Genomic DNA, 26,463 nt, shown 5'->3' on the forward strand with positions numbered 1-26,463 from the left:
CTTTAACTAAGCTACCGGTTTTACGATTTTTTATGCCATTTATCATCATCCCCTTTGGCATATTCATGCTTCACAGCAGCCCAGGCCACTTTATGCGCGGTTTCTTCGCGACTGGCGTCATCACGCCGATCGTCTTTATCTTTATATTGATCCCATGCGCTGTTGAACGCTTCTTTATAGATATCCTGGGCATGAGACGGTAGAACGTGCTTTACGCTTTCCGGCAGATCGCTTTTCGTTTTATACGGCATCGTTGACTCCTTTTACAAAGTTGAACATTAAGTGTGGTCAACAATATCTACTCTTGCCAAAACATAAGAATTTTCATGTCAGACTCTTCTTAAGAAACGCTAAAACAAACATTGTCTAAACGTAATACTTATTTTTATGCCCCAATGAGTAAAAAATCGACAGCGGGGTAAAAATTCGTAAAATGTTACCGATATCCAGACACTTTCTGTTATTTTCCCTACCTATTTTTTACATTTTCGATAAATTCATCTGCAAAGGGATAACCATAATGTCAAATGCTCAAGAGGCGGTAAAAACCCGCCACAAGGAGACTTCGCTTATTTTCCCGGTTCTGGCGCTGGTAGTGCTGTTCCTGTGGGGAAGCAGCCAGACACTACCAGTGGTCATTGCCATCAATCTTCTTGCGCTTATTGGTATTTTAAGTAGCGCCTTTAGTGTTGTCCGTCATGCGGACGTATTAGCCCATCGCCTGGGAGAACCTTACGGTTCGCTTATTCTTAGCCTTTCAGTGGTTATTCTTGAAGTCAGTTTGATTTCAGCTTTAATGGCAACCGGCGACGCCGCGCCAACGCTAATGCGTGATACGCTCTATTCAATCATTATGATTGTTACCGGTGGGCTGGTTGGCTTTTCATTATTGTTGGGCGGTCGTAAGTTTGCCACCCAATATATGAATCTGTTTGGTATCAAGCAGTATTTAATTGCGCTGTTCCCCCTGGCGATAATCGTACTGGTATTTCCAATGGCTCTGCCTGCGGCGAATTTTTCAACCGGTCAGGCGTTACTGGTAGCATTAATTTCTGCGGCAATGTATGGCGTATTTTTGCTGATCCAGACCAAAACGCATCAAAGTTTGTTTGTCTACGAGCACGAAGATGACAGTGATGACGACGACCCGCATCACGGTAAACCGTCTGCCCATAGCAGCGTGTGGCATGCTATCTGGTTGATTATCCATCTGATTGCCGTTATTGCAGTCACCAAAATGAATGCCAGCCCGCTGGAGACATTGCTCGACAGCATGAATGCCCCTGTCGCCTTTACTGGCTTCCTGGTGGCTCTGTTGATTCTGTCGCCGGAAGGTTTAGGTGCGTTAAAAGCAGTGTTGAACAACCAGGTCCAGCGCGCGATGAATCTGTTCTTTGGTTCAGTGTTAGCAACCATTTCGCTTACCGTACCTGTCGTCACGCTAATTGCCTTTATGACGGGTAACGAATTACAGTTTGCACTTGGTGCGCCAGAAATGGTGGTGATGGTGGCCTCTTTAGTGCTGTGCCATATCTCCTTCTCCACCGGACGTACTAACGTGCTCAATGGCGCAGCGCATCTGGCACTGTTTGCCGCCTATTTGATGACGATATTTGCCTGACAGTTATATCTCCTCCGATGACGGAAATCGGGGGAGATAAGATAAATTCCTGCTTATTGTATTTCTTCATACTACCTGGACAGCTCGTTAATCAGAATTGCGAGCCTGTACCACAACCTGCACGAAACCACTGCAACAGCTGTTGAAAAGCCGGAATGTACTCTTTATTGCAAACATTTCAGGGATGAAGTGAAGATGAATTGAGACGTAGTATCCACACCAAGCCGGAATTATCCGGTGAGGCGCAATGTTGCGGGGGCTTTATCCCTGGTGGCATTGGTTGCTGGAAAGAGAAAACCCCCGCACGTTGAGAGGTAAAACCTGACAACAAAACGGGGGCTAATCTTGAAACCAGACACTTCAAGAATAGCCGCAAAATGTTGTCATTACAACAAGGCGGCTATATGACGCTCGCGCAGTTTGCCATGACTTTCTGGCACGACCTGGCAGCACCGATCCTGGCGGGGATTATTACCGCAGCGATTGTCAGCTGGTGGCGTAACCGGAAGTAAGGTGAAAACGGGCGTCAGGCTGCCGTGATGGCAATATGCGCCCGAAACCGGCCGCAGGGGTAACAGCCTGCGGCCATTTTTGTCTTTATCTCTTCCACAAGTAAATATTGGCACCCCGAGCTGGAAGCATCATCCAGAGTACTCATGAAACGACTGTAACAGCTGTTGAAAAACCGGAATGCACTCTTCATTGCAAACATTTCAGGGATGAAGTGAAGATGAATTGAGTCGTAGTATCCACACCAAGCCGGAATTATCCGGTGAGGCGCAATGTTGCGGGGGCTTTATCCCTGGTGGCATTGGTTGCTGGAAAGAGAAAACCCCCGCACGTTGAGAGGTAAAACCTGACAACAGAACGGGGGCTAATCTTGAACCATCAACAATTCAAGAATAGCCGCAAAATGTTGTCATTACAACAAGGCGGCTATATGACGCTCGCGAAGTTTGCCATGATTTTCTGGCACGACCTGGCAGCACCGATCCTGGCGGGGATTATTACCGCAGCGATTGTCGGCTGGTGGCGTAACCGGAAGTAAGGTGAAAACGGGCGTCAGGCTGCCGTGATGGCAATATGCGCCCGAAACCGGCCGCAGGGGTAACAGCCTGCGGCCATTTTTGTCTTTATCTCTTCCACAAGTAAATATTGGCAACCCGAGCTGGAAGCATCATCCAGAGCCCTCATGAAACGACTGTAACAGCTGTTGAAAAACCGGAATGCACTCTTCATTGCAAACATTTCAGGGATGAAGTGAAGATGAATTGAGACGTAGTATCCACATCAAGCCGGCGTTATCCGGTGAGGCGCAATGTTGCGGGGGCTTTATCCCTGGTGGCATTGGTTGCTGGAAAGAGAAAACCCCCGCACGTTGAGAGGTTTAACCTGACAACAGAACGGGGGCTAATCTTGAACCAGAACAATTCAAGAATAGCCGCAAAATGTTGTCATTACAACAAGGCGGCTATATGACGCTCGCGCAGTTTGCCATGATTTTCTGGCACGACCTGGCAGCACCGATCCTGGCGGGAATTATTACCGCAGCGATTGTCGGCTGGTGGCGTAACCGGAAGTAAGGTGAAAACGGGCGTCAGGCTGCCGTGATGGCAATATGCGCCCGAAACCGGCCGCAGGGGTAACAGCCTGCGGCCTTTTTTGTATCTGGCACCCATGAAAAAAGTCTTAACGCAGAACGCTAAGACTTTATTTTTCAAGCAAAAAAGATTACTTGCTGGTATCCAGTTCTTCGAAACCTTTCACCAGATCATCAATCGCTTTCATCTGCTTGAGGAACGGTTCCAGTTTAGCCAGCGGCAGCGCGGATGGACCATCACATTTCGCATGTTCCGGATCCGGATGCGCTTCAATAAACAGCCCCGCCAGACCTACCGCCATACCGGCTCGTGCCAGCTCAGCCACCTGAGCACGACGACCACCGGAAGCTGCGCCAAACGGATCGCGGCATTGCAGTGCGTGGGTCACGTCGAAAATCACCGGCGAGTTACCAGACACTTTCTTCATAATGCTGAAGCCCAGCATATCAACAACCAGGTTGTCATAGCCGAAGTTAGCACCGCGATCGCAAAGAATCACTTTTTCGTTGCCGCCTTCTTTGAATTTATCAACGATATTACCCATCTGTCCCGGGCTGACAAACTGCGGTTTCTTGACGTTAATTACCGCACCGGTTTTCGCCATGGCTTCAACCAGGTCTGTCTGGCGAGCAAGAAACGCCGGCAACTGAATCACATCTACAACATCAGCAACGGGCTGTGCCTGGCTTGGTTCGTGAACGTCGGTGATAATTTTCACGCCAAAAGTCTGCTTCAACTCCTGGAAGATTTTCATTCCTTCTTCCAGGCCCGGTCCACGATAAGAGTGGATGGAGGAGCGGTTGGCTTTGTCAAAAGAGGCTTTGAATACGTAAGGGATACCCAGTTTCTGGGTCACGGTTACATAGTGCTCGCAAATGCGCATCGCCAGATCGCGAGATTCCAGCACGTTCATACCGCCAAACAGTACGAACGGCAGGTCATTTGCTACGTTGATGTCGCCAATGCTAACCACTTTTTGTTTCATAGGATCGCCTTAATCTTGAGTAAAATGTCGATTAATTAATGCAGCACAATATGTTTATGCGCGATGTTATTTATTTGCGCACGGATCATTTCGCTGATCGGGTCTTCCGGACACTGTTCAACGAAATAACTTAAATCGTTCAACGCAACGTGTTCGCAATCCAGTTGCGCATAAATCAACCCGCGATCGCGAATTTCATAGGGATCTTCCGGGTTAAATTGTAATAAAGCTTCGCTGGTACGTAGCGCCAGCTCCATCTGATTTTCTTCCATCAACGAGGCTTTGAGTGTATCCAGCAATTTGCGGATTACCTCAATGTTATCAGCTTCATCAAGGTCTTCATAAAACAGTTCCGCCGACGGGCTGATATTTCCCTTTAACCACACATCCAGCATATGTTCACTTAACGATTCACCGTTAAAAGGATTAATCAGCCAAATTTCGCCATCCGGACATTCAATGCGCAATATCAGCTGCGTAGGGAAAATCACCGGCAGCAGCGGCAAATCGAGACGATTCGCGACCCATAATAAAACGGCACCTAATGATACCGCACTGCCCTGTCGATTCTTTAACACCTGGTCCAGCCATAATGCATCGGAAAGACGATAAACGCCGCGTGAGGCTTTAAATCCCCAGTCGCCGTAAAACAGCGCGATCAGTTTTTCCAGCTGTTCTTCTAAAGGCAGAAGCTGGCTGATTTCTTCCTTCGCCAGACTAACGAGACGCTCCAGTTCGTCGTAAACATCTTGCGAGGGAAAATCGCGGCGGATTGCTTCGCAAGCCAGGATCATGCCTTCGCACAATGGCGCTTTATTAAATTCGAAATCAGCTAACGATCTCATGACTTACCCCAGTAACGGTACTTTTGTGGTGGCGAGTTTAATGATGATGTACAGCACCACCAACGCCAGCGGGAAGGCAATAATGCGCGCCTGCTGACTGTGCATACGACGATAATCGAGTGCAATAAAACCCAAAACGATATAAATGATAACTCCAAACAGCTTTTCAGTCAGCCACTGTGCCTGCCCGGAAAATGGCAGGATGTGCGCTTTAGCCATCAACGCAATGCCGCTTAACAATAACAGCGTATCGACAACCGGCGGCACAATGCGCGTCCAACGAGCAAAAGCCTGTGGATGTTTCTGATAACGTAGCCAGAAACGTAAGGTTAATAGCCCAACAGAAAGCGCGATACTAATAAGATGAACACTAAGCAGTGTAGAAAAACTTGTCATTGATAATAGCGGCCGAGCGTTACGCGCTCGTTATCACCATAGTCCCGACAGGTTTCGACGTCATGATATCCCGCGTGGATAAATGCCTGTCGCACCGCTTCGCCCTGCTGCCAGCCATGTTCCAGAAGCAGAAAGCCGCCGGATACCAGCGCGTTACGCGACTGTTCGATGATATGCACGATGTCTGCCATTCCACTGTCTGCCGCAACCAGCGCAGTGAGCGGCTCAAAGCGGACATCGCCTTGTTGAAGATGTGGGTCCTGCTCGTCAATATACGGCGGATTACTGACAATCATCGCAAACTGCTGCCCGGCTAGCGCGCTAAACCAGTCGCTTTGCAGAATATGGATGTTTTTGATCGCCAGATTCTGGGCATTACGTTGCGCCAGAGAGACAGCATCTGGCATACGATCTACAGCGGTAATTTCGCAGTCCGGGCGCTCGCTAGCCAGCGCCAGCGCAATCGCCCCGGTACCCGTCCCGAGATCGAGAATACGGCAAGGTTGTTCAGGCAACCGCGCCAGTGCCTGCTCCACCAGACACTCCGTATCCGGGCGCGGAATTAAGGTCGCTGGCGAAACAAATAACGGCAGCGACCAGAATTCTCGCACCCCGGTTAAATGAGCAATAGGTTCACCATCGCGACGACGCGTCAGTAGCGCATCAAGTTGCTGACATTGTTCGTCAGTCAGCTGCGTTTCACCAAAGGCGAGAATAAAAGTACGCCCTTTGCCGGTAACATGCTCCAGCAGGATTTCAGCATCACGCCGCGGGCTTTCGCTCGCCTGAAGTTGGCTTATTGCTTCACGTAACCAGTGTTGATATTCCATTATTCCTGCTCGGACAACGCCGCCAGTTGGTCGGCCTGATGTTCCTGGATAATCGGTTCAATCAGCATATCCAGCTTACCTTCCATCACTTCATCCAGGCGGTAGAGCGTCAGGTTGATGCGGTGATCGGTAACGCGCCCCTGCGGGAAGTTGTAAGTACGGTTACGGTCGCTGCGATCGCCACTCCCCAGCAGGTTACGACGGGTAGACGCTTCGGCCTGTTGCCGTTTTGCCATTTCAGCAGCGTGGATACGAGCACCGAGTACAGAAAGTGCTTTAGCTTTGTTTTTATGTTGTGAACGTTCGTCCTGACATTCAACAACAATTCCGGTCGGCAAGTGAGTAATACGAATTGCCGAATCGGTGGTGTTAACGTGCTGCCCCCCCGCCCCTGACGAGCGGAAAGTATCAATGCGCAAATCTGCTGGGTTGATGTCCGGCAGTTCTGCGTCAGGCAGTTCTGGCATTACCGCAACGGTACAAGCAGAAGTATGAATACGACCCTGCGATTCCGTAGCAGGAACACGCTGCACGCGATGACCGCCAGATTCGAATTTCAAACGACCATATACACCATCACCGCTAATTTTGGCGATGATCTCTTTATAACCACCATGTTCACCCTCGCTGGCGCTCATGATTTCTACCCGCCAGCGGCGGGCTTCGGCGTAACGGCTGTACATACGGAACAGATCGCCAGCGAAGAGCGCCGCTTCGTCGCCGCCGGTTCCGGCACGGACTTCGAGGAAGGCGTTACGTTCGTCATCAGGATCTTTTGGTAGTAACAGAACCTGTAATTGCTGTTCCAGTTGCTCGCTTTTTTCTTTAGCTTCGCGCAGTTCATCCTGCGCCATCTCACGCATTTCAGGATCGTCGAGCATCATCTGTGCGGTTTCGATATCTTCCTGAACCTGTTGCCAGTCGGTAAAACAGCGCGAAACATCACTTAACTGCGCATATTCGCGTGATAATGCGCGAAAACGTTCCTGGTCGGCGATAGTTTGCGCGTCACCCAGCAACGCCTGAACTTCTTCATGGCGTTCATGCAGGGCTTCCAGTTTGGCAACGATAGAAGGCTTCATAGGCGTAAATGCACCCTGTAAAAAAGGAAAATGATGTACTGCTACTCCAGCCCGAGGCTGTCGCGCAGAATATTCAGGCGTTCGTTATCCCCGTCACGGGCGGCCTGTTGAAGTGATTTCGTTGGCGCATGGATCAGGCGGTTAGTCAGTTTCCATGCCAGATCCTGCATAATGGCTTGAGCGTCGCCGCCCTGCTCAAGGGCCGCTAACGCTTTGGCGGTTAACTCATCGCGAACGTGCTCTGCCTGGCTGCGATACTCGCGAATGGTCTCGCTGGCGCTTTGTGCGCGCAGCCACGCCATAAATTCGCTGGTTTCCTGAGCGACAATAGTTTCCGCCTCAACCGCTGCGGCTTTACGCTGCGCCAGGTTGTGCGAAATGATGCTTTGCAGATCATCAACGCTGTAAAGATAAGCATTCGCCAGTTTGCCAACTTCCGGCTCAACATCGCGCGGAACGGCAATATCCACCAGCAGCATTGGTTGATTGCGACGGCTTTTTAATGCGCGCTCCACCATGCCTTTACCGATAATCGGCAACGGGCTGGCGGTGGAACTGATGATGATATCGGCTTCGCGCAGACGTTCGTCGATATCACTCAGGGCAATCACTTCCGCGCCAACCTCATCTGCCAGAATTTGGGCACGTTCGCGAGTGCGGTTGGCGATAATCATCTTCTGTACTTTGTGTTCGCGCAGATGACGCGCTACCAGCTCGATGGTTTCGCCCGCGCCAACCAGCAGTACCGTCACCGTAGAGAGCGATTCAAAGATCTGCCGCGCCAGCGTACAAGCCGCAAAAGCGACAGACACAGCACTGGCACCGATATCTGTTTCAGTGCGAACGCGTTTCGCCACAGAGAAAGATTTCTGAAACATGCGTTCCAGTTCGCTGGCCTTCATATGACCTTTTTGCGAATCAGCAAACGCTTTTTTCACCTGACCGAGGATTTGTGGCTCGCCAAGGACGAGAGAATCAAGCCCACTGGCAACGCGCATTAAATGACTGACCGCATCGTTATCCTGATGCCAGTAGAGGCTATTACGCAGATCGTCTTCGTTGAGATTATGGTAATCACACAACCAGCGAATGAGCGCCTCTTGCAGGTCATCCCGTTCTTCAACGCTGAGATAAAGTTCTGTGCGGTTACACGTCGACAGCACCACACCGCCCTGCACCATCGGCTGCGCGAGCAGACTGTCAAGCGCCTGATCGAGCTTATCCGGCGAAAACGATACACGTTCTCGCAGCGATACAGGTGCCGTTTTATGGTTGATACCGAGTGCTAAAAGGGTCATGTCTGCGGGAAATAATACCAACGTTGATAGGGTTAGTCTGCTTGCATCATACAGGATGCGTAAGATCAATAAAAGAGAGCGCCCCCTTTTGGAGTAATTGCCGAAAGCCGTTAGATTCTGGCAATTAAGACAACTTGAACATAGACGATGGCTAACGGTAACGCTAGCATTAAGGGTTATAACTGCAACGTATCTCAAGGACTTGTCATCATTATGCCCCTGCCCGATTTTCGTCTTATCCGCCTGCTACCGCTGGCTGCTCTTGTGCTCACTGCCTGTTCCGTTACCACGCCCAAAGGTCCTGGCAAAAGCCCGGATTCGCCACAATGGCGTCAGCATCAGCAAGACGTGCGTAATCTTAATCAGTATCAGACTCGCGGCTCGTTCGCTTATATTTCTGATCAACAAAAAGTCTACGCCCGCTTTTTCTGGCAACAAACCGGCCAGGATCGCTATCGTCTGCTGCTGACTAACCCATTGGGCAGCACGGAACTGGAGCTGAATGCTCAACCGGGTAACGTGCAGTTAGTCGACAATAAAGGTCAGCGTTACACCGCCGATGACGCCGAAGAGATGATTGGCAAATTGACCGGAATGCCGATTCCGCTCAACAGTTTGCGCCAGTGGATTTTAGGTTTACCGGGTGATGCAACCGACTACAAACTGGACGATCAATATCGCCTGAGCGAAATTACCTACAGCCAGAATGGCAAAAACTGGAAAGTTGTTTACGGTGATTATGACACCAAAACGCAACCTGCGATGCCAGCCAATATGGAACTCACCGACGGTGGTCAACGCATCAAGTTAAAAATGGATAACTGGATAGTGAAATAATGCGGACACAGTGGCCCTCTCCGGCAAAACTTAATCTGTTTTTATACATTACCGGTCAGCGTGCGGATGGTTACCACACGCTGCAAACGCTGTTTCAGTTTCTTGATTACGGCGACACCATCAGCATTGAGCTTCGTGACGATGGGGATATTCGTCTGTTAACGCCCGTTGAAGGCGTGGAACATGAAGATAACCTGATCGTTCGCGCAGCGCGGTTGTTGATGAACACTGCGGCAGACAGCGGGCGTCTTTCGACGGGAAGCGGTGCGAATATCAGCATTGACAAGCGTTTGCCGATGGGCGGCGGTCTCGGCGGTGGTTCATCCAATGCCGCGACGGTTCTGGTGGCGTTAAATCATCTCTGGCAATGCGGACTAAGCATGGATGAGCTGGCGGAAATGGGGCTGACGCTGGGCGCAGATGTTCCTGTCTTTGTACGTGGTCATGCCGCGTTTGCCGAAGGCGTTGGTGAAATACTAACGCCGGTGGATCCGCCAGAGAAGTGGTACTTGGTGGCGCACCCTGGTGTAAGTATTCCGACACCGGTGATTTTTAAAGATCCTGAACTCCCGCGCAATACGCCAAAAAGGTCAATAGAAACGTTGCTAAAATGTGAATTCAGCAATGATTGCGAGGTTATCGCAAGAAAACGTTTTCGCGAGGTTGATGCGGTGCTTTCCTGGCTGTTAGAATACGCCCCGTCGCGCCTGACTGGGACAGGGGCCTGTGTCTTTGCTGAATTTGATACAGAGTCTGAAGCCCGCCAGGTGCTAGAGCAAGCCCCGGAATGGCTCAATGGCTTTGTGGCGAAAGGCGTTAATCTTTCCCCATTGCACAGAGCCATGCTTTAAGCCGGGCAAGCTGAGTTTCGGTGACAACGTCACCTTGTTCCAGACGTTGCATCGCGCTCTTTAATACACCGCCTGGAAAGAATCATGCCTGGCCCGCACAGTTTTCGGCAGATTCTTTCCACCAATGGACGCATGCCTGAGGTTCTTCTCGTGCCTGATATGAAGCTTTTTGCTGGTAACGCCACCCCGGAACTAGCACAACGTATTGCCAACCGCCTGTACACTTCACTCGGCGACGCCGCTGTAGGTCGCTTTAGCGACGGCGAAGTCAGTGTACAAATTAATGAAAATGTACGCGGTGGTGATATTTTCATCATCCAGTCCACTTGTGCCCCTACTAACGACAACCTGATGGAATTAGTCGTTATGGTTGATGCCCTGCGTCGTGCTTCCGCAGGTCGTATCACCGCTGTTATCCCCTACTTTGGCTATGCGCGCCAGGACCGTCGCGTCCGTTCCGCTCGTGTACCAATCACTGCGAAAGTGGTTGCAGACTTCCTCTCCAGCGTCGGTGTTGACCGTGTGCTGACAGTGGATCTGCACGCTGAACAGATTCAGGGTTTCTTCGACGTTCCGGTTGATAACGTATTTGGTAGCCCGATCCTGCTGGAAGACATGCTGCAGCTGAATCTGGATAACCCTATTGTGGTTTCTCCGGACATCGGCGGCGTTGTGCGTGCCCGCGCTATCGCTAAGCTGCTGAACGATACCGATATGGCAATCATCGACAAACGTCGTCCGCGTGCGAACGTTTCCCAGGTGATGCATATCATCGGTGACGTTGCAGGTCGTGACTGCGTACTGGTCGATGATATGATCGACACTGGCGGTACGCTGTGTAAAGCTGCTGAAGCTCTGAAAGAACGTGGTGCTAAACGTGTATTTGCGTACGCGACTCACCCGATCTTCTCTGGCAACGCGGCGAACAACCTGCGTAACTCTGTAATTGATGAAGTCGTTGTCTGCGATACCATTCCGCTGAGCGATGAAATCAAATCACTGCCGAACGTGCGTACTCTGACCCTGTCAGGTATGCTGGCCGAAGCGATTCGTCGTATCAGCAACGAAGAATCGATCTCTGCCATGTTCGAACACTAATCGAACCCGGCTCAAAGACCCGCTGCGGCGGGTTTTTTTGTCTGTAATATCCATTTGTATGACCTATGCCTCCTTCACCTGCCATTTAGTTGACAGATGATGCGCTCACGGATGAAACATTATTGTGAACAAAATATTTTCCTCACATGTGATGCCTTTCCGCGCTCTGATCGACGCTTGCTGGAAAGAAAAATATACTGCCGCACGGTTTACCCGTGACCTGATTGCCGGGATAACCGTCGGGATTATTGCTATCCCGCTGGCGATGGCGTTGGCTATTGGTAGTGGTGTGGCACCCCAGTACGGTTTATATACCGCAGCTGTTGCGGGGATTGTCATTGCTCTGACGGGTGGGTCACGCTTTAGCGTTTCCGGTCCGACTGCGGCATTTGTGGTAATTCTCTATCCCGTTTCGCAACAGTTTGGACTGGCAGGACTGCTGGTTGCGACCTTGCTGTCGGGGATCTTTTTGATTCTGATGGGGCTGGCACGCTTTGGGCGCCTGATTGAATATATTCCGGTTTCCGTGACCTTAGGTTTCACCTCGGGTATCGGGATCACCATCGGTACCATGCAGATTAAAGATTTTCTCGGTCTGCAAATGGCCCATGTCCCGGAGCATTATCTACAAAAAGTCGGCGCATTATTTATGGCGCTGCCGACCATTAATGTGGGTGATGCTGCCATTGGCATTGTGACGCTTGGCATTCTGGTTTTCTGGCCACGTCTGGGCATTCGTTTGCCTGGTCACCTTCCGGCCTTGCTGGCTGGTTGCGCGGTGATGGGGATTGTTAACCTGCTCGGCGGACATGTTGCTACCATCGGTTCGCAATTCCACTACGTTCTGGCCGATGGTTCTCAGGGTAACGGTATTCCGCAACTGCTGCCGCAACTGGTGCTGCCGTGGGATCTACCTGATTCAGAATTCACGCTAACCTGGGATTCTATTCGCACACTGCTGCCTGCGGCATTCTCAATGGCAATGCTCGGCGCAATCGAATCTCTGCTCTGCGCCGTGGTGCTGGATGGTATGACCGGGACGAAACACAAGGCGAACAGCGAACTGGTTGGACAGGGATTGGGGAATATCATCGCCCCGTTCTTTGGTGGTATTACCGCTACAGCTGCCATCGCGCGTTCTGCCGCTAACGTCCGTGCCGGGGCAACTTCCCCTATCTCGGCGGTGATCCACTCTATTCTGGTTATTCTTGCCCTGCTGGTACTGGCACCGCTGCTCTCCTGGCTGCCGCTTTCCGCCATGGCAGCCCTGCTGTTGATGGTGGCGTGGAACATGAGTGAAGCGCACAAAGTGGTCGACTTGCTGCGTCATGCACCGAAAGATGACATCATCGTCATGCTGCTGTGCATGTCGCTGACCGTGCTGTTCGATATGGTTATTGCCATCAGCGTGGGGATCGTGCTGGCATCGCTGCTGTTTATGCGTCGTATCGCACGTATGACTCGCCTGGCACCAGTAGTCGTAGACGTTCCAGACGATGTTCTGGTTCTGCGCGTTATTGGCCCGCTGTTCTTTGCTGCCGCGGAAGGCTTGTTCACGGACCTGGAGTCACGTCTTGAAGGCAAACGGATTGTGATTCTGAAGTGGGATGCCGTTCCGGTACTTGATGCTGGTGGTCTTGATGCGTTCCAGCGTTTTGTGAAGCGTCTACCCGAAGGATGTGAACTGCGCGTGTGCAACGTGGAATTCCAGCCACTGCGCACTATGGCTCGCGCAGGCATTCAACCGATCCCGGGCCGCCTTGCGTTCTTCCCGAATCGTCGCGCGGCGATGGCGGATTTATAAGTACGAGATTGACCAGTCAGCGCAAACTGACTGGTCAGCAAACTGCATTATTTGTTAGCTATGACGGCGATTATCGCTACGGCGGCAACGTTTGTCATAGTGGCGAACCCACCAGTAACGGTCGCACACCTGTTCATGCCCGCCAACACGGGCACCCGCCAGCCAGAGAATGGCACCGACGAAAATACTTAGCACTGCACCATGTGCGAAATACTGGGGCATATTAAACTGTGGTAACTGGTTGAGGATTGAATACCCCACGCCGACCACCATTACCACCAGACCCAACCCCATGAGCACGTTACCGAGTAACGAAGCGTTTTTGCGTTTCATATGTCACCTCCGGAACTTTCTGGGTTGTAACAGGGAATACCCCTCTTCCTTATGTGTAAAGTATAGACAACACCCTGTGGGTTATGTGCGGGCGTGATCACAATTACAACCCTTATTTCAACAAAACTTTACAAATAAACGCCTGAACACCTTGACTTTCTAATAGTCCACTTAGGCAATTATTGCGTTATCTGCATTTGATACGCAGTTTTTTGTCAAGCGGGGCCGCAACCAGTAAACTACGCGCCAGTTATGTACACACTCAGGACAAAAAAACGTGACGATTAAATTGATTGTCGGCCTGGCGAACCCCGGCGCTGAATACGCCGCAACGCGACATAATGCTGGAGCCTGGTTCGTTGACTTACTGGCAGAGCGATTGCGCGCTCCGCTGCGCGAAGAGGCTAAATTCTTTGGTTATACTTCGCGAGTCACCCTTGGAGGCGAAGATGTCCGCCTGTTAGTCCCGACTACATTTATGAATCTCAGCGGCAAAGCCGTTGCGGCGATGGCCAGTTTTTTCCGCATTAATCCGGACGAAATTCTGGTGGCCCACGACGAACTGGATCTGCCTCCTGGCGTCGCCAAATTTAAGTTGGGCGGTGGCCATGGTGGTCACAATGGACTGAAAGACATCATCAGTAAATTGGGTAATAACCCTAACTTTCACCGTTTACGCATCGGAATTGGTCATCCAGGCGATAAAAATAAAGTTGTCGGTTTTGTGTTAGGCAAACCGCCTGTTAGTGAACAGAAGTTAATTGATGAAGCCATCGACGAAGCGGCACGTTGTACTGAAATGTGGTTTACAGATGGCTTGACCAAAGCAACGAACCGATTGCACGCCTTTAAAGCGCAATAAGTCGTTGTCTGCGGCATTTTTGCCGAGTGCCGTGTATAATAGGCAAAGTTATTTCCATTTCTGCAATCTGTTAGCAATAACAGGTTGATTATTAAGATATTAAGGTGATTTAAATCATGGGATTCAAATGCGGTATCGTCGGTTTGCCCAACGTCGGGAAATCTACCCTGTTCAACGCGCTGACCAAAGCCGGTATTGAAGCGGCCAACTTTCCATTCTGTACCATTGAGCCGAACACAGGCGTCGTACCAATGCCTGACCCTCGCCTGGATCAACTGGCTGAAATCGTAAAACCGCAGCGTACGCTTCCCACGACCATGGAATTTGTCGATATCGCCGGTCTGGTAAAAGGCGCATCGAAAGGCGAAGGTCTGGGTAACCAGTTCCTGACCAACATCCGTGAAACCGAAGCGATCGGTCACGTTGTTCGCTGCTTTGAAAATGACAACATCATTCACGTTTCCGGCAAAGTTAACCCGGCGGATGATATTGAAGTTATCAACACCGAACTGGCGCTGGCGGATCTCGACACCTGTGAACGTGCGATTCATCGCGTACAGAAGAAAGCCAAAGGTGGCGATAAAGACGCGAAAGCTGAGCTGGCGGTCCTGGAAAAATGCCTGCCCCAGCTGGAAAACGCAGGTATGCTGCGCGCGCTGGATTTAAGCGCTGAAGAGAAAGCGGCTATTCGTTACCTGAGCTTCCTGACGCTGAAACCAACAATGTACATCGCCAACGTCAACGAAGACGGTTTTGAAAACAACCCGTATCTTGACCAGGTGCGTGAAATCGCGGCGAAAGAAGGTTCTGTTGTGGTTCCGGTTTGTGCTGCTGTTGAAGCAGACATTGCCGAACTGGACGACGAAGAACGTGACGAGTTTATGCAGGAGCTTGGGCTGGAAGAGCCGGGCCTGAACCGTGTGATCCGTGCCGGTTATAAGCTGCTGAACCTGCAAACTTACTTCACCGCTGGGGTGAAAGAAGTACGTGCATGGACCATTCCGGTTGGTGCAACCGCGCCGCAGGCCGCTGGCAAAATCCATACTGATTTTGAAAAAGGCTTTATCCGTGCACAAACCATCTCGTTTGAAGATTTCATCACTTACAAAGGTGAACAAGGCGCGAAAGAAGCAGGCAAAATGCGTGCAGAAGGCAAAGATTACATCGTTAAAGATGGCGATGTAATGAACTTCCTGTTCAACGTCTAATTCCGCTAATACTACTCTGGCGGTTAATAACGAGCCATTATGTGAGTTGCACGTAATGGCTTTTTTACGCCTGCTACGCGTCTTCTTTCAATTCTGAGTTACCAAAACTCATAATCAGACTCCTGACAATATTAACAATGCAGCTTTTATGTGATAACAATCACAGTGCATTAACCGTTCAAGAGTTTGTCATGAAAAAAACATTTACCTTCAGCCTGTTAGCAATTGTCTTTGCAAGCCTGTTGAGTGCTTGTGTTCCCCACCATCATCACCGCCACAGCGATGGCCCTCGTGGTCCTGCGCCCTCCGATAAGGCAATGCCACCTTCAAATGGTGGACCAAATCACGGCAGTCATGGTGGCTATTAATTAGCAATTCATAGCGGGAAAGTACATACTCTCCCGCTATCCACGGCGCTTAAACTGCCCTGCATCAATGCCATGTTGCTTCATTTTCCGCCACAGCGTAGTGCGGCCGATTCCAAGTAAAGCCGACATTTCCTGAATGCGACCGCCTGTGACCTGGGCTGCGTTAATAATTGCCTCTTTTTCAACTTCCGCAAATGACAGACTGGTGGAAAGGCGGGTGGCGCTGACATCATCTGTCGCCTGCTCGGTAAACAGATGTTCAGGTAAATCACTGACGCGAATGCGCCCGTTATCACTACTCAGAGCAAGATTCTCGATGACGCTGTAAAGTTCAAAATCGTTGCCTGGCCATGCACAAGAAACCAGGCGAGCGAGGGCATCGTCATCAATTTTCAGCCGCGTAGAGAAGCGTTTTTCAAGGCTGCGTAATTTGTTATTCACCAGCGCCGGAATGCTGCCACGCCGCATACGCAGAGGCGGGATGGTAATTTCAAATGCATGCAGCGCGTAATACAGCTGGCGACTAAAGCGATTTTGTTCCACCAGCATTGCCAGGTCCGCGGTCGTTGTGGCAATCACTTTGACATCAATGGGTATTAAACGCCGCGCATCCAGTCGCGTGATAACACCCTGCTTGATAACCTGAAGCAAAGCAGACTGTAACTCCACCGCCAGATATTCAATCTTTTCAAGAAACAGCGTGCCGCCGTGCGCCAGTTCCAGCCGACTCAGACGACCATTTTCATTGTCCGTGCGATCGCCGCCAATAAATTCTTCCGCCAGCGCCGCATCACCATATAACTCACAATTGACGGCGATATAAGGCCCCGCTGCACGCTCACTTTCATTATGAATTGCCTGACTTAGCAGTGCCTTGCCCACGCCCTCTTCTCCACAAAGCAGGACAGGAAAGCTACTGCGCGCCGCCTGGCGACCAAAATGAATCAAGCGGCGGGTTTGCGGATCGTCCTGTGGCATATGAGCGAAGGTATGGCTGACTTTTCCTAATTGACTGGTCATTAACTGCCGCATCTGTTCCACAGGATGGAGCAACAAAATAAAGCTGGTTCCCTGCGTTTCTATTATCGGTTTAAGGGTTATCACCGCATCAATAAACTGGTGCTGACTTTCAAAGGTTGCTTCTACGTGTTTGAGCGGATGTGCCTGTTTTATTGCTTGTTGCAATACGGCGGGTAACGTTAAGAGTTCAGTGATTGCTCGTCCCTGACTTGCCGTCGCGTCAAGGCGCAAGACTCGCGCCGCCTGGGCGTTGATAAATTGCAAATGACCCTGCTCGTCCCAGCTAATCACGCCATCATCCATACTTTCTAACAGGGCATTAAGTTGATTTAAATGACGGTTAGTTTCAGCGAGCAAACTGTCCGTCAGCAGTAAATTTCCGACCTCGCGTGCGATTGCCAACGTCAACGGCAAATCAGCTGCGGTAGTTTGTTCAACCGGACACGCCAGCGCTATTGTTCCCGTCAATCGGCCCTTGCTGTCAAACAACGGCGTTGCGCAAAAGGCCCAGTTCCAGAGTGCCTGTTTGAAATGTTGATCGGCCATCGTTTTCACGGCCTGACCAGAGATAGCCGCTAATGATAGCGCACAAGTACCAATAATTCCCTCGGCGCAATACGTGCCGTCATTGAATCCCAGTGCACTTAGCTGCTGCAAGGTTTGCGGATCGCCATTACGGCTGAGAATGCAGGCGGTTTCATCGAGGATAAGCAGCGCACACGCTCGCGGTGCCATATATTCCCAGGCATCTTCCAGCGCAGCCTGCCCGAGCGTCAGCATCGCTTTCTTACGCCGATAAATAGAAGCAAATGTCACGCCCTGGGCCTGGTGTGGTACGTTCCATGTCTCCCGTTTCATCAGCTTAATGCATCGCTCCCAGGAGGTTGCAATTAAGGGAGATATGTCCCGACCATCGTTGTTAAAAGCGCCACTCATATCCCGCATCCCTTATGACAAAAGGTGTTCCGGCTCGCAATTTTAAGTATTAATACACGTAAAAGTTTCAATATGGAACATTCATTAAAGAATATGTTTCACTATGAAACATAATTTGGGCTAATTTTCTTTTCCCTTGCCTGATGCACAATGGATTCATCGGCAGTCAGTGGTCGCCGTGTCGTTGAACATCATCCATGCCCTACCGTAATTGCTGGAGCAAAATAATGAAAAAATTGATCAATGATGTGCAAGACGTACTGGACGAACAACTGGCAGGACTGGCGAAAGCGCATCCATCGCTGACACTGCACCAGGATCCGGTGTATGTCACCCGAGCTGATGCCCCCGTTGCAGGTAAAGTCGCCCTGCTGTCGGGTGGCGGCAGCGGACACGAGCCGATGCACTGTGGCTATATCGGTCAGGGGATGCTTTCGGGAGCCTGTCCGGGCGAAATTTTCACCTCACCGACGCCCGATAAAATCTTTGAATGCGCCATGCAAATTGATGGCGGCGAAGGTGTACTGTTGATTATCAAAAATTACACCGGCGATATTCTTAACTTCGAAACAGCAACCGAGTTACTGCACGATAGCGGCGTAAAAGTGACCACTGTGGTCATTGATGACGACGTTGCAGTAAAAGACAGTCTTTATACCGCCGGGCGGCGCGGCGTTGCCAACACCGTATTAATTGAAAAACTCGTAGGTGCAGCGGCGGAGCGTGGCGACTCACTGGACGCCTGTGCGGAACTGGGGCGTAAGTTGAATAATCAAGGCCATTCAATAGGTATCGCTCTCGGTGCCTGTACCGTTCCTGCCGCGGGCAAACCTTCTTTTACCCTGGCGGATAATGAGATGGAGTTTGGCGTCGGCATTCATGGTGAGCCGGGTATTGACCGCCGCTCCTTCTCTTCCCTTGATCAAACCGTCGATGAAATGTTCGACACCCTGCTGGAAAATGGCTCATACCATCGCACTTTGCGTTTCTGGGATTATCAACAAGGCAGTTGGCAGGAAGAACAACAAACCAAACAACCGCTCCAGTCTGGCGATCGGGTGATTGCGCTGGTTAACAATCTTGGCGCAACTCCGCTTTCTGAGCTGTACGGCGTCTATAACCGCCTGACCACACGTTGCCAGCAAGCGGGATTGACTATCGAACGTAATTTAATTGGCGCGTACTGCACCTCACTGGATATGACCGGTTTCTCAATCACCTTACTGAAAGTTGATGACGAAACGCTGGCACTCTGGGACGCCCCGGTCCACACCCCGGCCCTTAACTGGGGTAAATAAGGAGAAAGCAATGTCACTGAGCAGAACTCAAATTGTTAACTGGCTCACTCGTTGTGGCGATATTTTCAGCACCGAGAGCGAGTATCTTACCGGACTGGATCGCGAAATTGGCGACGCTGACCACGGGCTAAATATGAACCGAGGCTTTAGCAAAGTGGTGGAAAAACTCCCTGCTATCGCAGATAAAGATATCGGTTTCATTCTCAAGAATACCGGTATGACGCTGCTTTCCAGCGTCGGTGGTGCCAGTGGTCCGCTGTTCGGTACCTTCTTTATCCGCGCCGCACAGGCGACCCAGGCACGGCAAAGCCTGACACTGGAAGAGCTTTATCAGATGTTCCGCGATGGCGTGGACGGCGTAATCAGTCGCGGGAAAGCCGAACCTGGCGATAAAACCATGTGTGATGTGTGGGTGCCGGTGGTGGAATCGTTACGTCAGTCCAGCGAGCAAAATCTCTCTGTTCCGGTGGCGCTCGAAGCTGCCAGTAGAATCGCCGAATCCGCTGCACAAAGTACGATTACGATGCAAGCCCGCAAAGGCCGCGCCAGTTATCTCGGTGAACGCAGTATTGGTCACCAGGATCCCGGCGCGACCTCGGTGATGTTTATGATGCAAATGTTGGCGTTAGCCGCAAAAGAGTAAGGAATTGGTGATGGTAAACCTGGTCATAGTTTCACATAGCAGCCGACTGGGAGAAGGTGTCGGTGAATTAGCCCGTCAGATGTTAATGAGTGATAGTTGTAAAATCGCCATTGCCGCGGGAATTGACGATCCACAAAATCCTATTGGTACCGATGCCGTCAAAGTGATGGAGGCCATCGAATCTGTTGCTGATGCCGACCATGTGCTGGTCATGATGGATATGGGTAGCGCATTATTGAGTGCTGAAACTGCGCTGGAATTGCTGGCTCCCAAGATCGCCGCAAAAGTACGTTTGTGTGCTGCGCCGTTGGTCGAAGGTACACTGGCAGCAACGGTCAGCGCGGCCTCGGGAGCGGATATCGACAAAGTTATCTTTGACGCTATGCATGCGCTGGAAGCCAAACGTGAACAACTGGGTTTACCGTCCTCCGACACTAAAATCTCTGACACATGTCCTGCGTACGATGAAGAAGCCCGTTCTCTGGCGGTGGTCATAAAAAACCGTAACGGCCTGCATGTACGTCCGGCCTCCCGGCTGGTTTATACCTTATCGACATTTAATGCCGATATGTTGCTGGAAAAAAACGGCAAATGCGTCACACCAGAGAGTATTAACCAGATTGCGTTACTACAAGTTCGCTATAACGATACGCTGCGCCTGATTGCGAAAGGGCCAGAAGCTGAAGAGGCACTGATCGCTTTCCGTCAGCTGGCTGAAGATAACTTTGGTGAAACGGAGGAAGTCGCTCCACCTACTCTGCGTCCCGTTCCGCCTGTTTCGGGTAAAGCCTTTTATTATCAACCAGTTTTATGTACGGTACAGGCAAAATCAACCCTGACCGTGGAAGAAGAACAAGATCGATTACGCCAGGCTATTGACTTCACGTTATTAGATCTGATGACGTTAACAGCGAAAGCAGAAGCCAGCGGGCTTGACGATATTGCCGCAATCTTTTCTGGTCACCATACACTGTTAGATGATCCGGAACTGCTGGCGGCGGCAAGCGAACTCCTTCAGCATGAACATTGCACGGCAGAATATGCCTGGCAGCAAGTTCTTAAAGAACTTAGCCAGCAATACCAGCAACTGGATGATGAATATCTACAAGCTCGCTATATTGATGTGGACGATCTTCTGCATCGCACCCTGGTCCACCTGACCCAAACGAAAGAAGAACTCCCGCAGTTTAACTCGCCAACTATTCTACTGGCGGAGAACATTTATCCTTCCACAGTACTGCAACTGGATCCGGCGGTTGTAAAAGGTATCTGCCTTAGCGCCGGAAGTCCGGTATCCCACAGCGCCCTAATCGCCCGTGAACTGGGGATTGGCTGGATTTGCCAGCAGGGTGAGAAACTGTATGCGATACAACCAGAAGAAACGCTAACGCTGGACGTTAAAAGGCAACGTTTCAACCGTCAGGGTTAAGCCACTGTTCGGATGGCATCGTTCTGATGTCATCCGGCAATTTACTCAGCACTAATGGTTTTTAACTACCTGTTATATTTTTCACCAATTTATGATGATTTTTCTTCGCTAATCACGAACCCAACGCCGCTGGCTGGCTAATAAACAGACGTTATTTGATCACTCTATTTCGCCGTTATTTATCCCTTTAATTCCCTTTTCTAAAATGCCTGACAGTTCGCAGAATGAGATTTCGATCATGCAGCTAGTGCGATCCTGAACTAAGGTTTTCTGATACTTGAATACCGTTTTATTCGGTTTCGCCAAAGGAGAATGATTGATGAAATCCCCCGCACCTTCTCGCCCGCAAAAAATGGCGTTAATTCCAGCCTGTATCTTTTTGTGTTTCGCTGCGCTATCGGTGCAGGCAGAAGAAACACCGGTAACACCACAGCCGCCTGATATTTTATTAGGGCCGCTGTTTAATGATGTGCAAAACGCCAAACTTTTTCCGGACCAAAAAACCTTTGCCGATGCCGTGCCGAACAGCGATCCGCTGATGATCCTTGCTGATTATCGGATGCAGCAAAACCAGAGCGGATTTGATCTGCGCCATTTCGTTAACGTCAATTTCACCCTGCCGAAAGAAGGCGAGAAATATGTTCCGCCAGAGGGGCAGTCACTGCGCGAACATATTGACGGACTTTGGCCGGTATTAACGCGTTCTACCGAAAACACAGAAAAATGGGATTCTCTGTTACCGCTGCCGGAACCTTATGTCGTGCCGGGCGGACGTTTTCGCGAGGTATATTACTGGGACAGTTACTTCACCATGTTAGGACTTGCCGAAAGCGGTCACTGGGATAAAGTCGCGGATATGGTGGCCAATTTTGCTCATGAAATAGACACTTACGGTCATATTCCCAACGGCAACCGCAGTTACTATTTAAGCCGCTCGCAACCGCCCTTCTTTGCCATGATGGTAGAGTTACTGGCGCAGCATGAAGGCGATGCCGCGTTGAAGCAATACCTGCCGCAAATGCAAAAAGAATATGCTTACTGGATGGACGGTGTTGAAAACCTGCAAGCCGGACAACAGGAAAAACGCGTTGTCAAACTTCAGGATGGTACCCTTCTCAACCGCTACTGGGACGATCGCGATACGCCACGACCAGAGTCATGGGTGGAAGATATTGCCACCGCCAAAAGCAATCCGAATCGACCTGCCACTGAAATTTACCGCGACCTGCGCTCTGCCGCTGCGTCTGGCTGGGATTTCAGCTCGCGCTGGATGGACAACCCGCAGCAGTTAAATACCTTACGCACCACCAGCATCGTACCGGTCGATCTGAACAGCCTGATGTTTAAAATGGAAAAAATCCTCGCCCGCGCCAGCAAAGCTGCCGGAGATAACGCGATGGCAAACCAGTACGAAACGCTGGCAAATGCCCGTCAAAAAGGGATCGAAAAATACCTGTGGAACGATCAACAAGGCTGGTATGCCGATTACGACCTGAAAAGTCATAAAGTGCGCAATCAGTTAACCGCGGCCGCCCTGTTCCCGCTGTACGTCAATGCGGCAGCGAAAGATCGCGCCAACAAAATGGCGACGGCGACGAAAACACATCTGCTGCAACCCGGCGGCCTGAACACCACGTCGGTGAAAAGTAGGCAACAATGGGATGCGCCAAATGGCTGGGCACCGTTACAGTGGGTCGCGACAGAAGGATTACAAAACTACGGGCAAAAAGAGGTGGCGATGGACATTAGCTGGCACTTCCTGACCAATGTTCAGCACACCTATGACCGGGAGAAAAAGCTGGTGGAAAAATATGATGTCAGCACCACCGGAACAGGGGGCGGCGGTGGCGAATATCCATTACAGGATGGCTTTGGCTGGACCAATGGCGTGACGCTGAAAATGCTGGATTTGATCTGCCCGAAAGAGCAACCGTGCGACAATGTTCCGGCGACGCGTCCACTCAGTGAATCAACAACACAGCCGGTAAAACAAAATGAGGCGGAACCTACGCCTTAACTTTACTGTATATCGAGCAATGCCATTACGTGCATAAAATTGGCATTGCTCTTTCTTCACCACGAAATACCAAATACCACTCTTTCTACGGTCTATGCCTTTATTTTCTTTTATCAGAGAAGATTTTATTTTTATTTTATCAACTTGTTAATCATTACACCTCTATTTATATTTCCCCCCCACTCCCCATTCTCCCTGACAATTTTCTTGTGGAACAAAGTGTTATTTAAGAAACAAGCAAATCATTCTGTCTCTTTAGACAAATTTTGACATCAAACATGATCTTTTTCGCTATATGTGTAAGTATATAGCGGTTTTAATTATCAGGATATTACTTATGTCACTAACCAGACGGAGGTTTACACAGATTCTTGCGTCGACATTGTTCCTGCATCATCTGCCGTCCTTTGCACAATCAGTCAAATTCTGGGCCTCACTGACGCTTCCCGAAGCCCAAAACATTACACGCATCGTCAGCGCAGGCGCGCCCGCCGATTTACTATTGCTGGCTGTCGCGCCAGAAAAAATGGTCGGTTTTTCCTCTTTTGATTTTGCCCGTCAGGCATTAATTCCATTGCCAGAGCACATTCGCCAGTTCCCCAGGCTGGGACGACTCGCCGGGCGCGCCAGCACACTCTCGCTGGAAGGGCTTATGGCGTTACATCCCGATTTGGTCGTTGATTGCGGCAATACGGATGAAACCTGGATCTCCCAGGCACGGCAGGTTAGCGAACAGACACAAATACCCTGGTTATTGCTTAACGGGAAACTGGAACAATCAGCAGAACAGTTAACAACGCTTGGCAAAACGTTAGGCGAAGAGCACCGCGCCGCAGAACAAGCCAATCTCGCCAGCCGCTTCGTTGGTGAAGCTCAGGCATTCGCCACCTCACCCGCCGCTAACCTCAGCTTTTATGCTGCGCGCGGTCCTCGAGGGCTGGAAACGGGCTTACAGGGTTCGTTGCATACCGAGGCGGCGGAATTATTAGGTTTGCATAACGTCGCGCAAATAGCCGATCGCCACGGTCTGACACAGGTTTCCATGGAAAATCTCCTGCGCTGGCAGCCGGATATTATTCTGGTTCAGGAGGCCGTTACTGCAGATTTTATTCGTCGTGATCCTCTCTGGCAGGGCGTGAAAGCGGTTGCGGAACAACGCATCTTATTTTTAAGTGGCCTGCCCTTTGGCTGGCTGGATGCCCCGCCGGGAATCAACCGTCTTCTGGGATTACGCAGACTTCACGCCTGGCTGGATCCCGCCATCAATCGTCAGTTTAAAAGTGACATGCAGCATTATGCCCAACTGTTCTGGCATTGTTCACTCAGTGACGCCGACTATCAAAAATTGGTGGCGAGCTAATGAGAACCGTAAACGGATGTATTTTGCTGCTGGCAGCTATCAGTATCACTTTTGCCGCCGTAAGTGGGGCTTATCATCTCGATATGCAGCAACTGCTGGCGCTCATTCTTCGTCAAGAAAATGTTCCTGTGCAGGAACAAATTGTCTTCTGGCAAATCCGCGTGCCGCGTATTCTTGCTGCGCTGTTTCTGGGCGCGGCGCTGGCAGGGGCCGGAACCACCTATCAGGGAATGTTCCGTAATCCCTTAGTGTCACCGGATATTTTAGGCGTCTCCGCCGGTGCCGGACTTGGTGCCTGCGCGGCAATCCTGTGGGGATTATCCATTGTTTACATCCAGCTGTACGCATTTTGCGGCGGGCTGATGGTGGTCGCGGGCGTCTGGTTGATTACGCGTCGGGTGACCCGCCACGATCCGATCTTAACCCTGGTGCTGGTAGGCATTGCGTTAGGAACATTGTGCGGAGCGGGGATATCGCTAATAAAAACGCTGGCCGATCCTTACACCCAGTTACCGTCAATTACCTTCTGGTTGCTGGGGGGGCTGTCCACCGTGACCTTACGCGATCTCTGCTATGCTGCACCGATCATTCTCATAGGCTCCTTGCCCCTGTTTTTTCTCCGCTGGCGCATGAATTTACTCACACTTTCCGACGACGAAGCCCGTTCGCTGGGACTGAACGTGACACGTCTGCGCTTTGGATTGATTGTCTGCGCCACACTAATCACCGCCAGCACGGTAGCAATAGCGGGCATAATTGGTTGGGTCGGCCTGGTCGTTCCGCACATTGCCCGCTTGTTGACCGGTCATAACCATCAGCAGCTGTTGCCCATGGCAATGTGTACTGGCGCGATTCTGCTCCTGCTTACCGATACGCTGGCACGCAGCATTGGAACAACAGAAATCCCACTTGGCATTCTGACCGCTTTTGTTGGCGCACCGTTTTTCCTGTTTTTGTTGTTACGCGGAGGTCGCCAGTGACTTTGCTTGCCGTCCGTCATGCGTCTCTGGGTTACTCCCGCCATCCGGTGCTACGCGACGTGTCCTTCACCCTGTCGCAAGGAACAATTTGTTGTCTGTTAGGAGCCAATGGTTGCGGCAAAACCACACTCATGCGCTCCATTCTTGGCGTTATACCGTTATTAAAAGGCGAGATCTTACTGGATAGCCTCCCTGTGCAGACACTCAGCCATCGCCAGCGCGCGCAGGCTATTGCCTGGGTGCCGCAGGCGCACGACGGCATTTTTGCTTTTAGTGTGCTGGATATGGTGTTGATGGGCCTGGCCCCCACCATAGGCGCTTTTTCCGTTCCCGGTAAGCAAGAACGCCTGAAAGCAACGGAGCAACTGGAAAAGCTGGGCATTTTGCATCTGGCGACACGACGCTGGAATACGCTTAGCGGCGGTGAACGTCAGCTGGCTTTAATCGCCCGTGCACTCGTCCAGCAACCGCGCTTGTTATTACTGGATGAGCCTGCCTCCAGCCTCGATTTCGGTCATCAGATCCAACTACTGGACACGCTGGCGCAGCTCAAAAATAACGGCATGACAATGTTAATGTCGACTCATCATCCGCTCCATGCCAACGCCATTGCCGACAGCATTATCCAGGTAGAGCCAGATGGACGAGTAACACAAGGCTTACCGACCGAACAGTTAACAACGAAAAAACTGGCTGCCCTGTACCGGGTTTCTGCCGACCAGATTCACCATCACCTCTCTGCAATTAAGCACTAAGGAAAA

At 50.8% G+C, this 26,463-nt stretch carries 27 protein-coding genes; 18 read left to right on the plus strand and 9 right to left on the minus strand.

Translation table 11 applies throughout. The features are described from left to right. Positions 1–20: 20 nt before the first annotated feature. Entirely contained in the window at positions 21–251 is a 231-nt protein-coding gene (gene chaB / locus ACJHYW_RS18695) for a putative cation transport regulator ChaB (RefSeq protein WP_001146442.1), read from the minus strand. A gap of 269 nt (positions 252–520) precedes the next feature. Here chaB and chaA point away from each other — a divergent pair, with 269 nt between their 5' ends. From chaA to ACJHYW_RS18715, 4 genes are all read left to right on the plus strand, one after another. Further along, positions 521–1,621, plus strand: coding sequence for a sodium-potassium/proton antiporter ChaA (chaA, locus tag ACJHYW_RS18700; RefSeq protein ID WP_001295620.1), 1,101 nt, complete (start codon positions 521–523; stop codon positions 1,619–1,621). 404 nt (positions 1,622–2,025) lie between these two features. Next, on the plus strand, positions 2,026–2,133 hold the full coding sequence (locus tag ACJHYW_RS18705; protein ID WP_000170965.1) for a type I toxin-antitoxin system toxin Ldr family protein: 108 nt from the start codon (positions 2,026–2,028) through the stop codon (positions 2,131–2,133). A gap of 428 nt (positions 2,134–2,561) precedes the next feature. Beyond that, the gene (locus ACJHYW_RS18710; protein ID WP_000170926.1) at positions 2,562–2,669 is read left to right on the plus strand and encodes a type I toxin-antitoxin system toxin Ldr family protein; all 108 of its coding nucleotides are present in this window, start codon (positions 2,562–2,564) and stop codon (positions 2,667–2,669) included. A gap of 427 nt (positions 2,670–3,096) precedes the next feature. Further along, positions 3,097–3,204: a type I toxin-antitoxin system toxin Ldr family protein gene (locus ACJHYW_RS18715; protein ID WP_000170954.1), complete on the plus strand. Its 108-nt coding sequence runs from the start codon at positions 3,097–3,099 to the stop codon at positions 3,202–3,204. 148 nt (positions 3,205–3,352) lie between these two features. Here ACJHYW_RS18715 and kdsA read toward each other — a convergent pair whose 3' ends face one another. The 6 genes from kdsA to hemA are packed head-to-tail and all read right to left on the minus strand — an operon-like array spanning position 3,353 to position 8,658. Then, entirely contained in the window at positions 3,353–4,207 is an 855-nt protein-coding gene (kdsA, locus tag ACJHYW_RS18720) for a 3-deoxy-8-phosphooctulonate synthase (protein WP_000811065.1), read from the minus strand. A 35-nt stretch (positions 4,208–4,242) separates the two neighbouring features. Beyond that, entirely contained in the window at positions 4,243–5,052 is an 810-nt protein-coding gene (gene sirB1 / locus ACJHYW_RS18725; RefSeq protein ID WP_001257044.1) for an invasion regulator SirB1, read from the minus strand. A 3-nt stretch (positions 5,053–5,055) separates the two neighbouring features. After that, positions 5,056–5,448 carry an invasion regulator SirB2 gene (gene sirB2, locus ACJHYW_RS18730; protein ID WP_000200374.1) on the minus strand — a complete coding sequence of 131 codons (393 nt, stop codon included), beginning with the start codon at positions 5,446–5,448 and terminating at the stop codon, positions 5,056–5,058. Continuing rightward, positions 5,445–6,278, minus strand: coding sequence for a peptide chain release factor N(5)-glutamine methyltransferase (gene prmC / locus ACJHYW_RS18735; RefSeq protein ID WP_000456458.1), 834 nt, complete (start codon positions 6,276–6,278; stop codon positions 5,445–5,447). The genes sirB2 and prmC overlap by 4 nt, the downstream gene beginning before the upstream one ends. Continuing rightward, complete coding sequence (gene prfA, locus ACJHYW_RS18740; protein ID WP_000804726.1) at positions 6,278–7,360, minus strand: peptide chain release factor 1; 1,083 nt, start codon at positions 7,358–7,360, stop codon at positions 6,278–6,280. The genes prmC and prfA overlap by 1 nt, the downstream gene beginning before the upstream one ends. 41 nt (positions 7,361–7,401) lie before the next feature. Further along, a complete protein-coding gene (gene hemA / locus ACJHYW_RS18745; protein WP_001330437.1) occupies positions 7,402–8,658 on the minus strand; it encodes a glutamyl-tRNA reductase in 1,257 nt (418 codons plus the stop codon). A gap of 213 nt (positions 8,659–8,871) precedes the next feature. On the opposite strand from hemA, the gene lolB reads away from it, so the two are divergent. The 4 genes from lolB (at position 8,872) to dauA (ending at position 13,248) form a co-directional block, all read left to right on the plus strand. Next, a complete protein-coding gene (lolB, locus tag ACJHYW_RS18750; RefSeq protein WP_001130701.1) occupies positions 8,872–9,495 on the plus strand; it encodes a lipoprotein insertase outer membrane protein LolB in 624 nt (207 codons plus the stop codon). Beyond that, on the plus strand, positions 9,495–10,346 hold the full coding sequence (ispE, locus tag ACJHYW_RS18755) for a 4-(cytidine 5'-diphospho)-2-C-methyl-D-erythritol kinase (RefSeq protein ID WP_001260350.1): 852 nt from the start codon (positions 9,495–9,497) through the stop codon (positions 10,344–10,346). The genes lolB and ispE overlap by 1 nt, the downstream gene beginning before the upstream one ends. A 150-nt stretch (positions 10,347–10,496) precedes the next feature. Further along, the gene (gene prs, locus ACJHYW_RS18760; protein WP_001298109.1) at positions 10,497–11,444 is read left to right on the plus strand and encodes a ribose-phosphate diphosphokinase; all 948 of its coding nucleotides are present in this window, start codon (positions 10,497–10,499) and stop codon (positions 11,442–11,444) included. Between the two features lie 124 nt (positions 11,445–11,568). Beyond that, positions 11,569–13,248, plus strand: coding sequence for a C4-dicarboxylic acid transporter DauA (gene dauA, locus ACJHYW_RS18765; RefSeq protein WP_001033344.1), 1,680 nt, complete (start codon positions 11,569–11,571; stop codon positions 13,246–13,248). 54 nt (positions 13,249–13,302) lie between these two features. Here dauA and ychH read toward each other — a convergent pair whose 3' ends face one another. Then, complete coding sequence (ychH, locus tag ACJHYW_RS18770; RefSeq protein ID WP_000823885.1) at positions 13,303–13,581, minus strand: stress-induced protein YchH; 279 nt, start codon at positions 13,579–13,581, stop codon at positions 13,303–13,305. A 277-nt stretch (positions 13,582–13,858) separates the two neighbouring features. Here ychH and pth point away from each other — a divergent pair, with 277 nt between their 5' ends. The 3 genes from pth (at position 13,859) to ACJHYW_RS18785 (ending at position 16,019) form a co-directional block, all read left to right on the plus strand. Further along, complete coding sequence (pth, locus tag ACJHYW_RS18775) at positions 13,859–14,443, plus strand: aminoacyl-tRNA hydrolase (RefSeq protein ID WP_000152933.1); 585 nt, start codon at positions 13,859–13,861, stop codon at positions 14,441–14,443. Between the two features lie 116 nt (positions 14,444–14,559). Then, complete coding sequence (gene ychF, locus ACJHYW_RS18780; protein WP_000505866.1) at positions 14,560–15,651, plus strand: redox-regulated ATPase YchF; 1,092 nt, start codon at positions 14,560–14,562, stop codon at positions 15,649–15,651. A 191-nt stretch (positions 15,652–15,842) separates the two neighbouring features. Then, entirely contained in the window at positions 15,843–16,019 is a 177-nt protein-coding gene (locus tag ACJHYW_RS18785) for a hypothetical protein (protein ID WP_169780884.1), read from the plus strand. Between the two features lie 36 nt (positions 16,020–16,055). Here ACJHYW_RS18785 and dhaR read toward each other — a convergent pair whose 3' ends face one another. After that, positions 16,056–17,975, minus strand: a complete 1,920-nt coding sequence (gene dhaR / locus ACJHYW_RS18790) for a dihydroxyacetone kinase operon transcriptional regulator DhaR (RefSeq protein ID WP_000011878.1) — start codon at positions 17,973–17,975, stop codon at positions 16,056–16,058. 227 nt (positions 17,976–18,202) lie between these two features. On the opposite strand from dhaR, the gene dhaK reads away from it, so the two are divergent. The 7 genes from dhaK to ACJHYW_RS18825 all read left to right on the plus strand — a co-directional run bounded on the left by dhaK (position 18,203) and on the right by ACJHYW_RS18825 (position 26,457). Next, a complete protein-coding gene (dhaK, locus tag ACJHYW_RS18795; RefSeq protein WP_000733701.1) occupies positions 18,203–19,273 on the plus strand; it encodes a dihydroxyacetone kinase subunit DhaK in 1,071 nt (356 codons plus the stop codon). A gap of 10 nt (positions 19,274–19,283) precedes the next feature. Beyond that, complete coding sequence (dhaL, locus tag ACJHYW_RS18800; protein ID WP_000059412.1) at positions 19,284–19,916, plus strand: dihydroxyacetone kinase subunit DhaL; 633 nt, start codon at positions 19,284–19,286, stop codon at positions 19,914–19,916. A gap of 10 nt (positions 19,917–19,926) precedes the next feature. Then, positions 19,927–21,345, plus strand: a complete 1,419-nt coding sequence (gene dhaM / locus ACJHYW_RS18805; RefSeq protein WP_001299308.1) for a dihydroxyacetone kinase phosphoryl donor subunit DhaM — start codon at positions 19,927–19,929, stop codon at positions 21,343–21,345. Positions 21,346–21,664: 319 nt separating this feature from the next. Next, positions 21,665–23,362 carry an alpha,alpha-trehalase gene (gene treA / locus ACJHYW_RS18810; protein WP_000841719.1) on the plus strand — a complete coding sequence of 566 codons (1,698 nt, stop codon included), beginning with the start codon at positions 21,665–21,667 and terminating at the stop codon, positions 23,360–23,362. 337 nt (positions 23,363–23,699) lie between these two features. Continuing rightward, entirely contained in the window at positions 23,700–24,722 is a 1,023-nt protein-coding gene (locus ACJHYW_RS18815; protein WP_000060136.1) for an iron ABC transporter substrate-binding protein, read from the plus strand. Then, positions 24,722–25,702 (plus strand): FecCD family ABC transporter permease, encoded by a 981-nt coding sequence (locus ACJHYW_RS18820; protein ID WP_001261263.1) that lies wholly within the window; start codon positions 24,722–24,724, stop codon positions 25,700–25,702. The genes ACJHYW_RS18815 and ACJHYW_RS18820 overlap by 1 nt, the downstream gene beginning before the upstream one ends. Beyond that, a complete protein-coding gene (locus tag ACJHYW_RS18825; RefSeq protein WP_000173310.1) occupies positions 25,699–26,457 on the plus strand; it encodes an ABC transporter ATP-binding protein in 759 nt (252 codons plus the stop codon). The genes ACJHYW_RS18820 and ACJHYW_RS18825 overlap by 4 nt, the downstream gene beginning before the upstream one ends. Positions 26,458–26,463: the final 6 nt, after the last annotated feature.

The sequence above is a fragment of the Escherichia sp. WS3063 genome (assembly GCF_046486595.1).
Taxonomy (GTDB): Bacteria; Pseudomonadota; Gammaproteobacteria; order Enterobacterales; family Enterobacteriaceae; genus Escherichia; species Escherichia coli.

What these genes read in the sequence shown, in the direction of transcription:
- chaB (WP_001146442.1), bottom strand. Translation starts at nt 251, where the DNA reads ATGCCGTATAAAACGAAAAGCGATCTGCCGGAAAGCGTAAAGCACGTT.
- chaA (WP_001295620.1), top strand. Translation starts at nt 521, where the DNA reads ATGTCAAATGCTCAAGAGGCGGTAAAAACCCGCCACAAGGAGACTTCG.
- ACJHYW_RS18705 (WP_000170965.1), top strand. Translation starts at nt 2,026, where the DNA reads ATGACGCTCGCGCAGTTTGCCATGACTTTCTGGCACGACCTGGCAGCA.
- ACJHYW_RS18710 (WP_000170926.1), top strand. Translation starts at nt 2,562, where the DNA reads ATGACGCTCGCGAAGTTTGCCATGATTTTCTGGCACGACCTGGCAGCA.
- ACJHYW_RS18715 (WP_000170954.1), top strand. Translation starts at nt 3,097, where the DNA reads ATGACGCTCGCGCAGTTTGCCATGATTTTCTGGCACGACCTGGCAGCA.
- kdsA (WP_000811065.1), bottom strand. Translation starts at nt 4,207, where the DNA reads ATGAAACAAAAAGTGGTTAGCATTGGCGACATCAACGTAGCAAATGAC.
- sirB1 (WP_001257044.1), bottom strand. Translation starts at nt 5,052, where the DNA reads ATGAGATCGTTAGCTGATTTCGAATTTAATAAAGCGCCATTGTGCGAA.
- sirB2 (WP_000200374.1), bottom strand. Translation starts at nt 5,448, where the DNA reads ATGACAAGTTTTTCTACACTGCTTAGTGTTCATCTTATTAGTATCGCG.
- prmC (WP_000456458.1), bottom strand. Translation starts at nt 6,278, where the DNA reads ATGGAATATCAACACTGGTTACGTGAAGCAATAAGCCAACTTCAGGCG.
- prfA (WP_000804726.1), bottom strand. Translation starts at nt 7,360, where the DNA reads ATGAAGCCTTCTATCGTTGCCAAACTGGAAGCCCTGCATGAACGCCAT.
- hemA (WP_001330437.1), bottom strand. Translation starts at nt 8,658, where the DNA reads ATGACCCTTTTAGCACTCGGTATCAACCATAAAACGGCACCTGTATCG.
- lolB (WP_001130701.1), top strand. Translation starts at nt 8,872, where the DNA reads ATGCCCCTGCCCGATTTTCGTCTTATCCGCCTGCTACCGCTGGCTGCT.
- ispE (WP_001260350.1), top strand. Translation starts at nt 9,495, where the DNA reads ATGCGGACACAGTGGCCCTCTCCGGCAAAACTTAATCTGTTTTTATAC.
- ychH (WP_000823885.1), bottom strand. Translation starts at nt 13,581, where the DNA reads ATGAAACGCAAAAACGCTTCGTTACTCGGTAACGTGCTCATGGGGTTG.
- ychF (WP_000505866.1), top strand. Translation starts at nt 14,560, where the DNA reads ATGGGATTCAAATGCGGTATCGTCGGTTTGCCCAACGTCGGGAAATCT.
- ACJHYW_RS18785 (WP_169780884.1), top strand. Translation starts at nt 15,843, where the DNA reads ATGAAAAAAACATTTACCTTCAGCCTGTTAGCAATTGTCTTTGCAAGC.
- dhaR (WP_000011878.1), bottom strand. Translation starts at nt 17,975, where the DNA reads ATGAGTGGCGCTTTTAACAACGATGGTCGGGACATATCTCCCTTAATT.
- dhaK (WP_000733701.1), top strand. Translation starts at nt 18,203, where the DNA reads ATGAAAAAATTGATCAATGATGTGCAAGACGTACTGGACGAACAACTG.
- dhaL (WP_000059412.1), top strand. Translation starts at nt 19,284, where the DNA reads ATGTCACTGAGCAGAACTCAAATTGTTAACTGGCTCACTCGTTGTGGC.
- dhaM (WP_001299308.1), top strand. Translation starts at nt 19,927, where the DNA reads ATGGTAAACCTGGTCATAGTTTCACATAGCAGCCGACTGGGAGAAGGT.
- treA (WP_000841719.1), top strand. Translation starts at nt 21,665, where the DNA reads ATGAAATCCCCCGCACCTTCTCGCCCGCAAAAAATGGCGTTAATTCCA.
- ACJHYW_RS18815 (WP_000060136.1), top strand. Translation starts at nt 23,700, where the DNA reads ATGTCACTAACCAGACGGAGGTTTACACAGATTCTTGCGTCGACATTG.
- ACJHYW_RS18820 (WP_001261263.1), top strand. Translation starts at nt 24,722, where the DNA reads ATGAGAACCGTAAACGGATGTATTTTGCTGCTGGCAGCTATCAGTATC.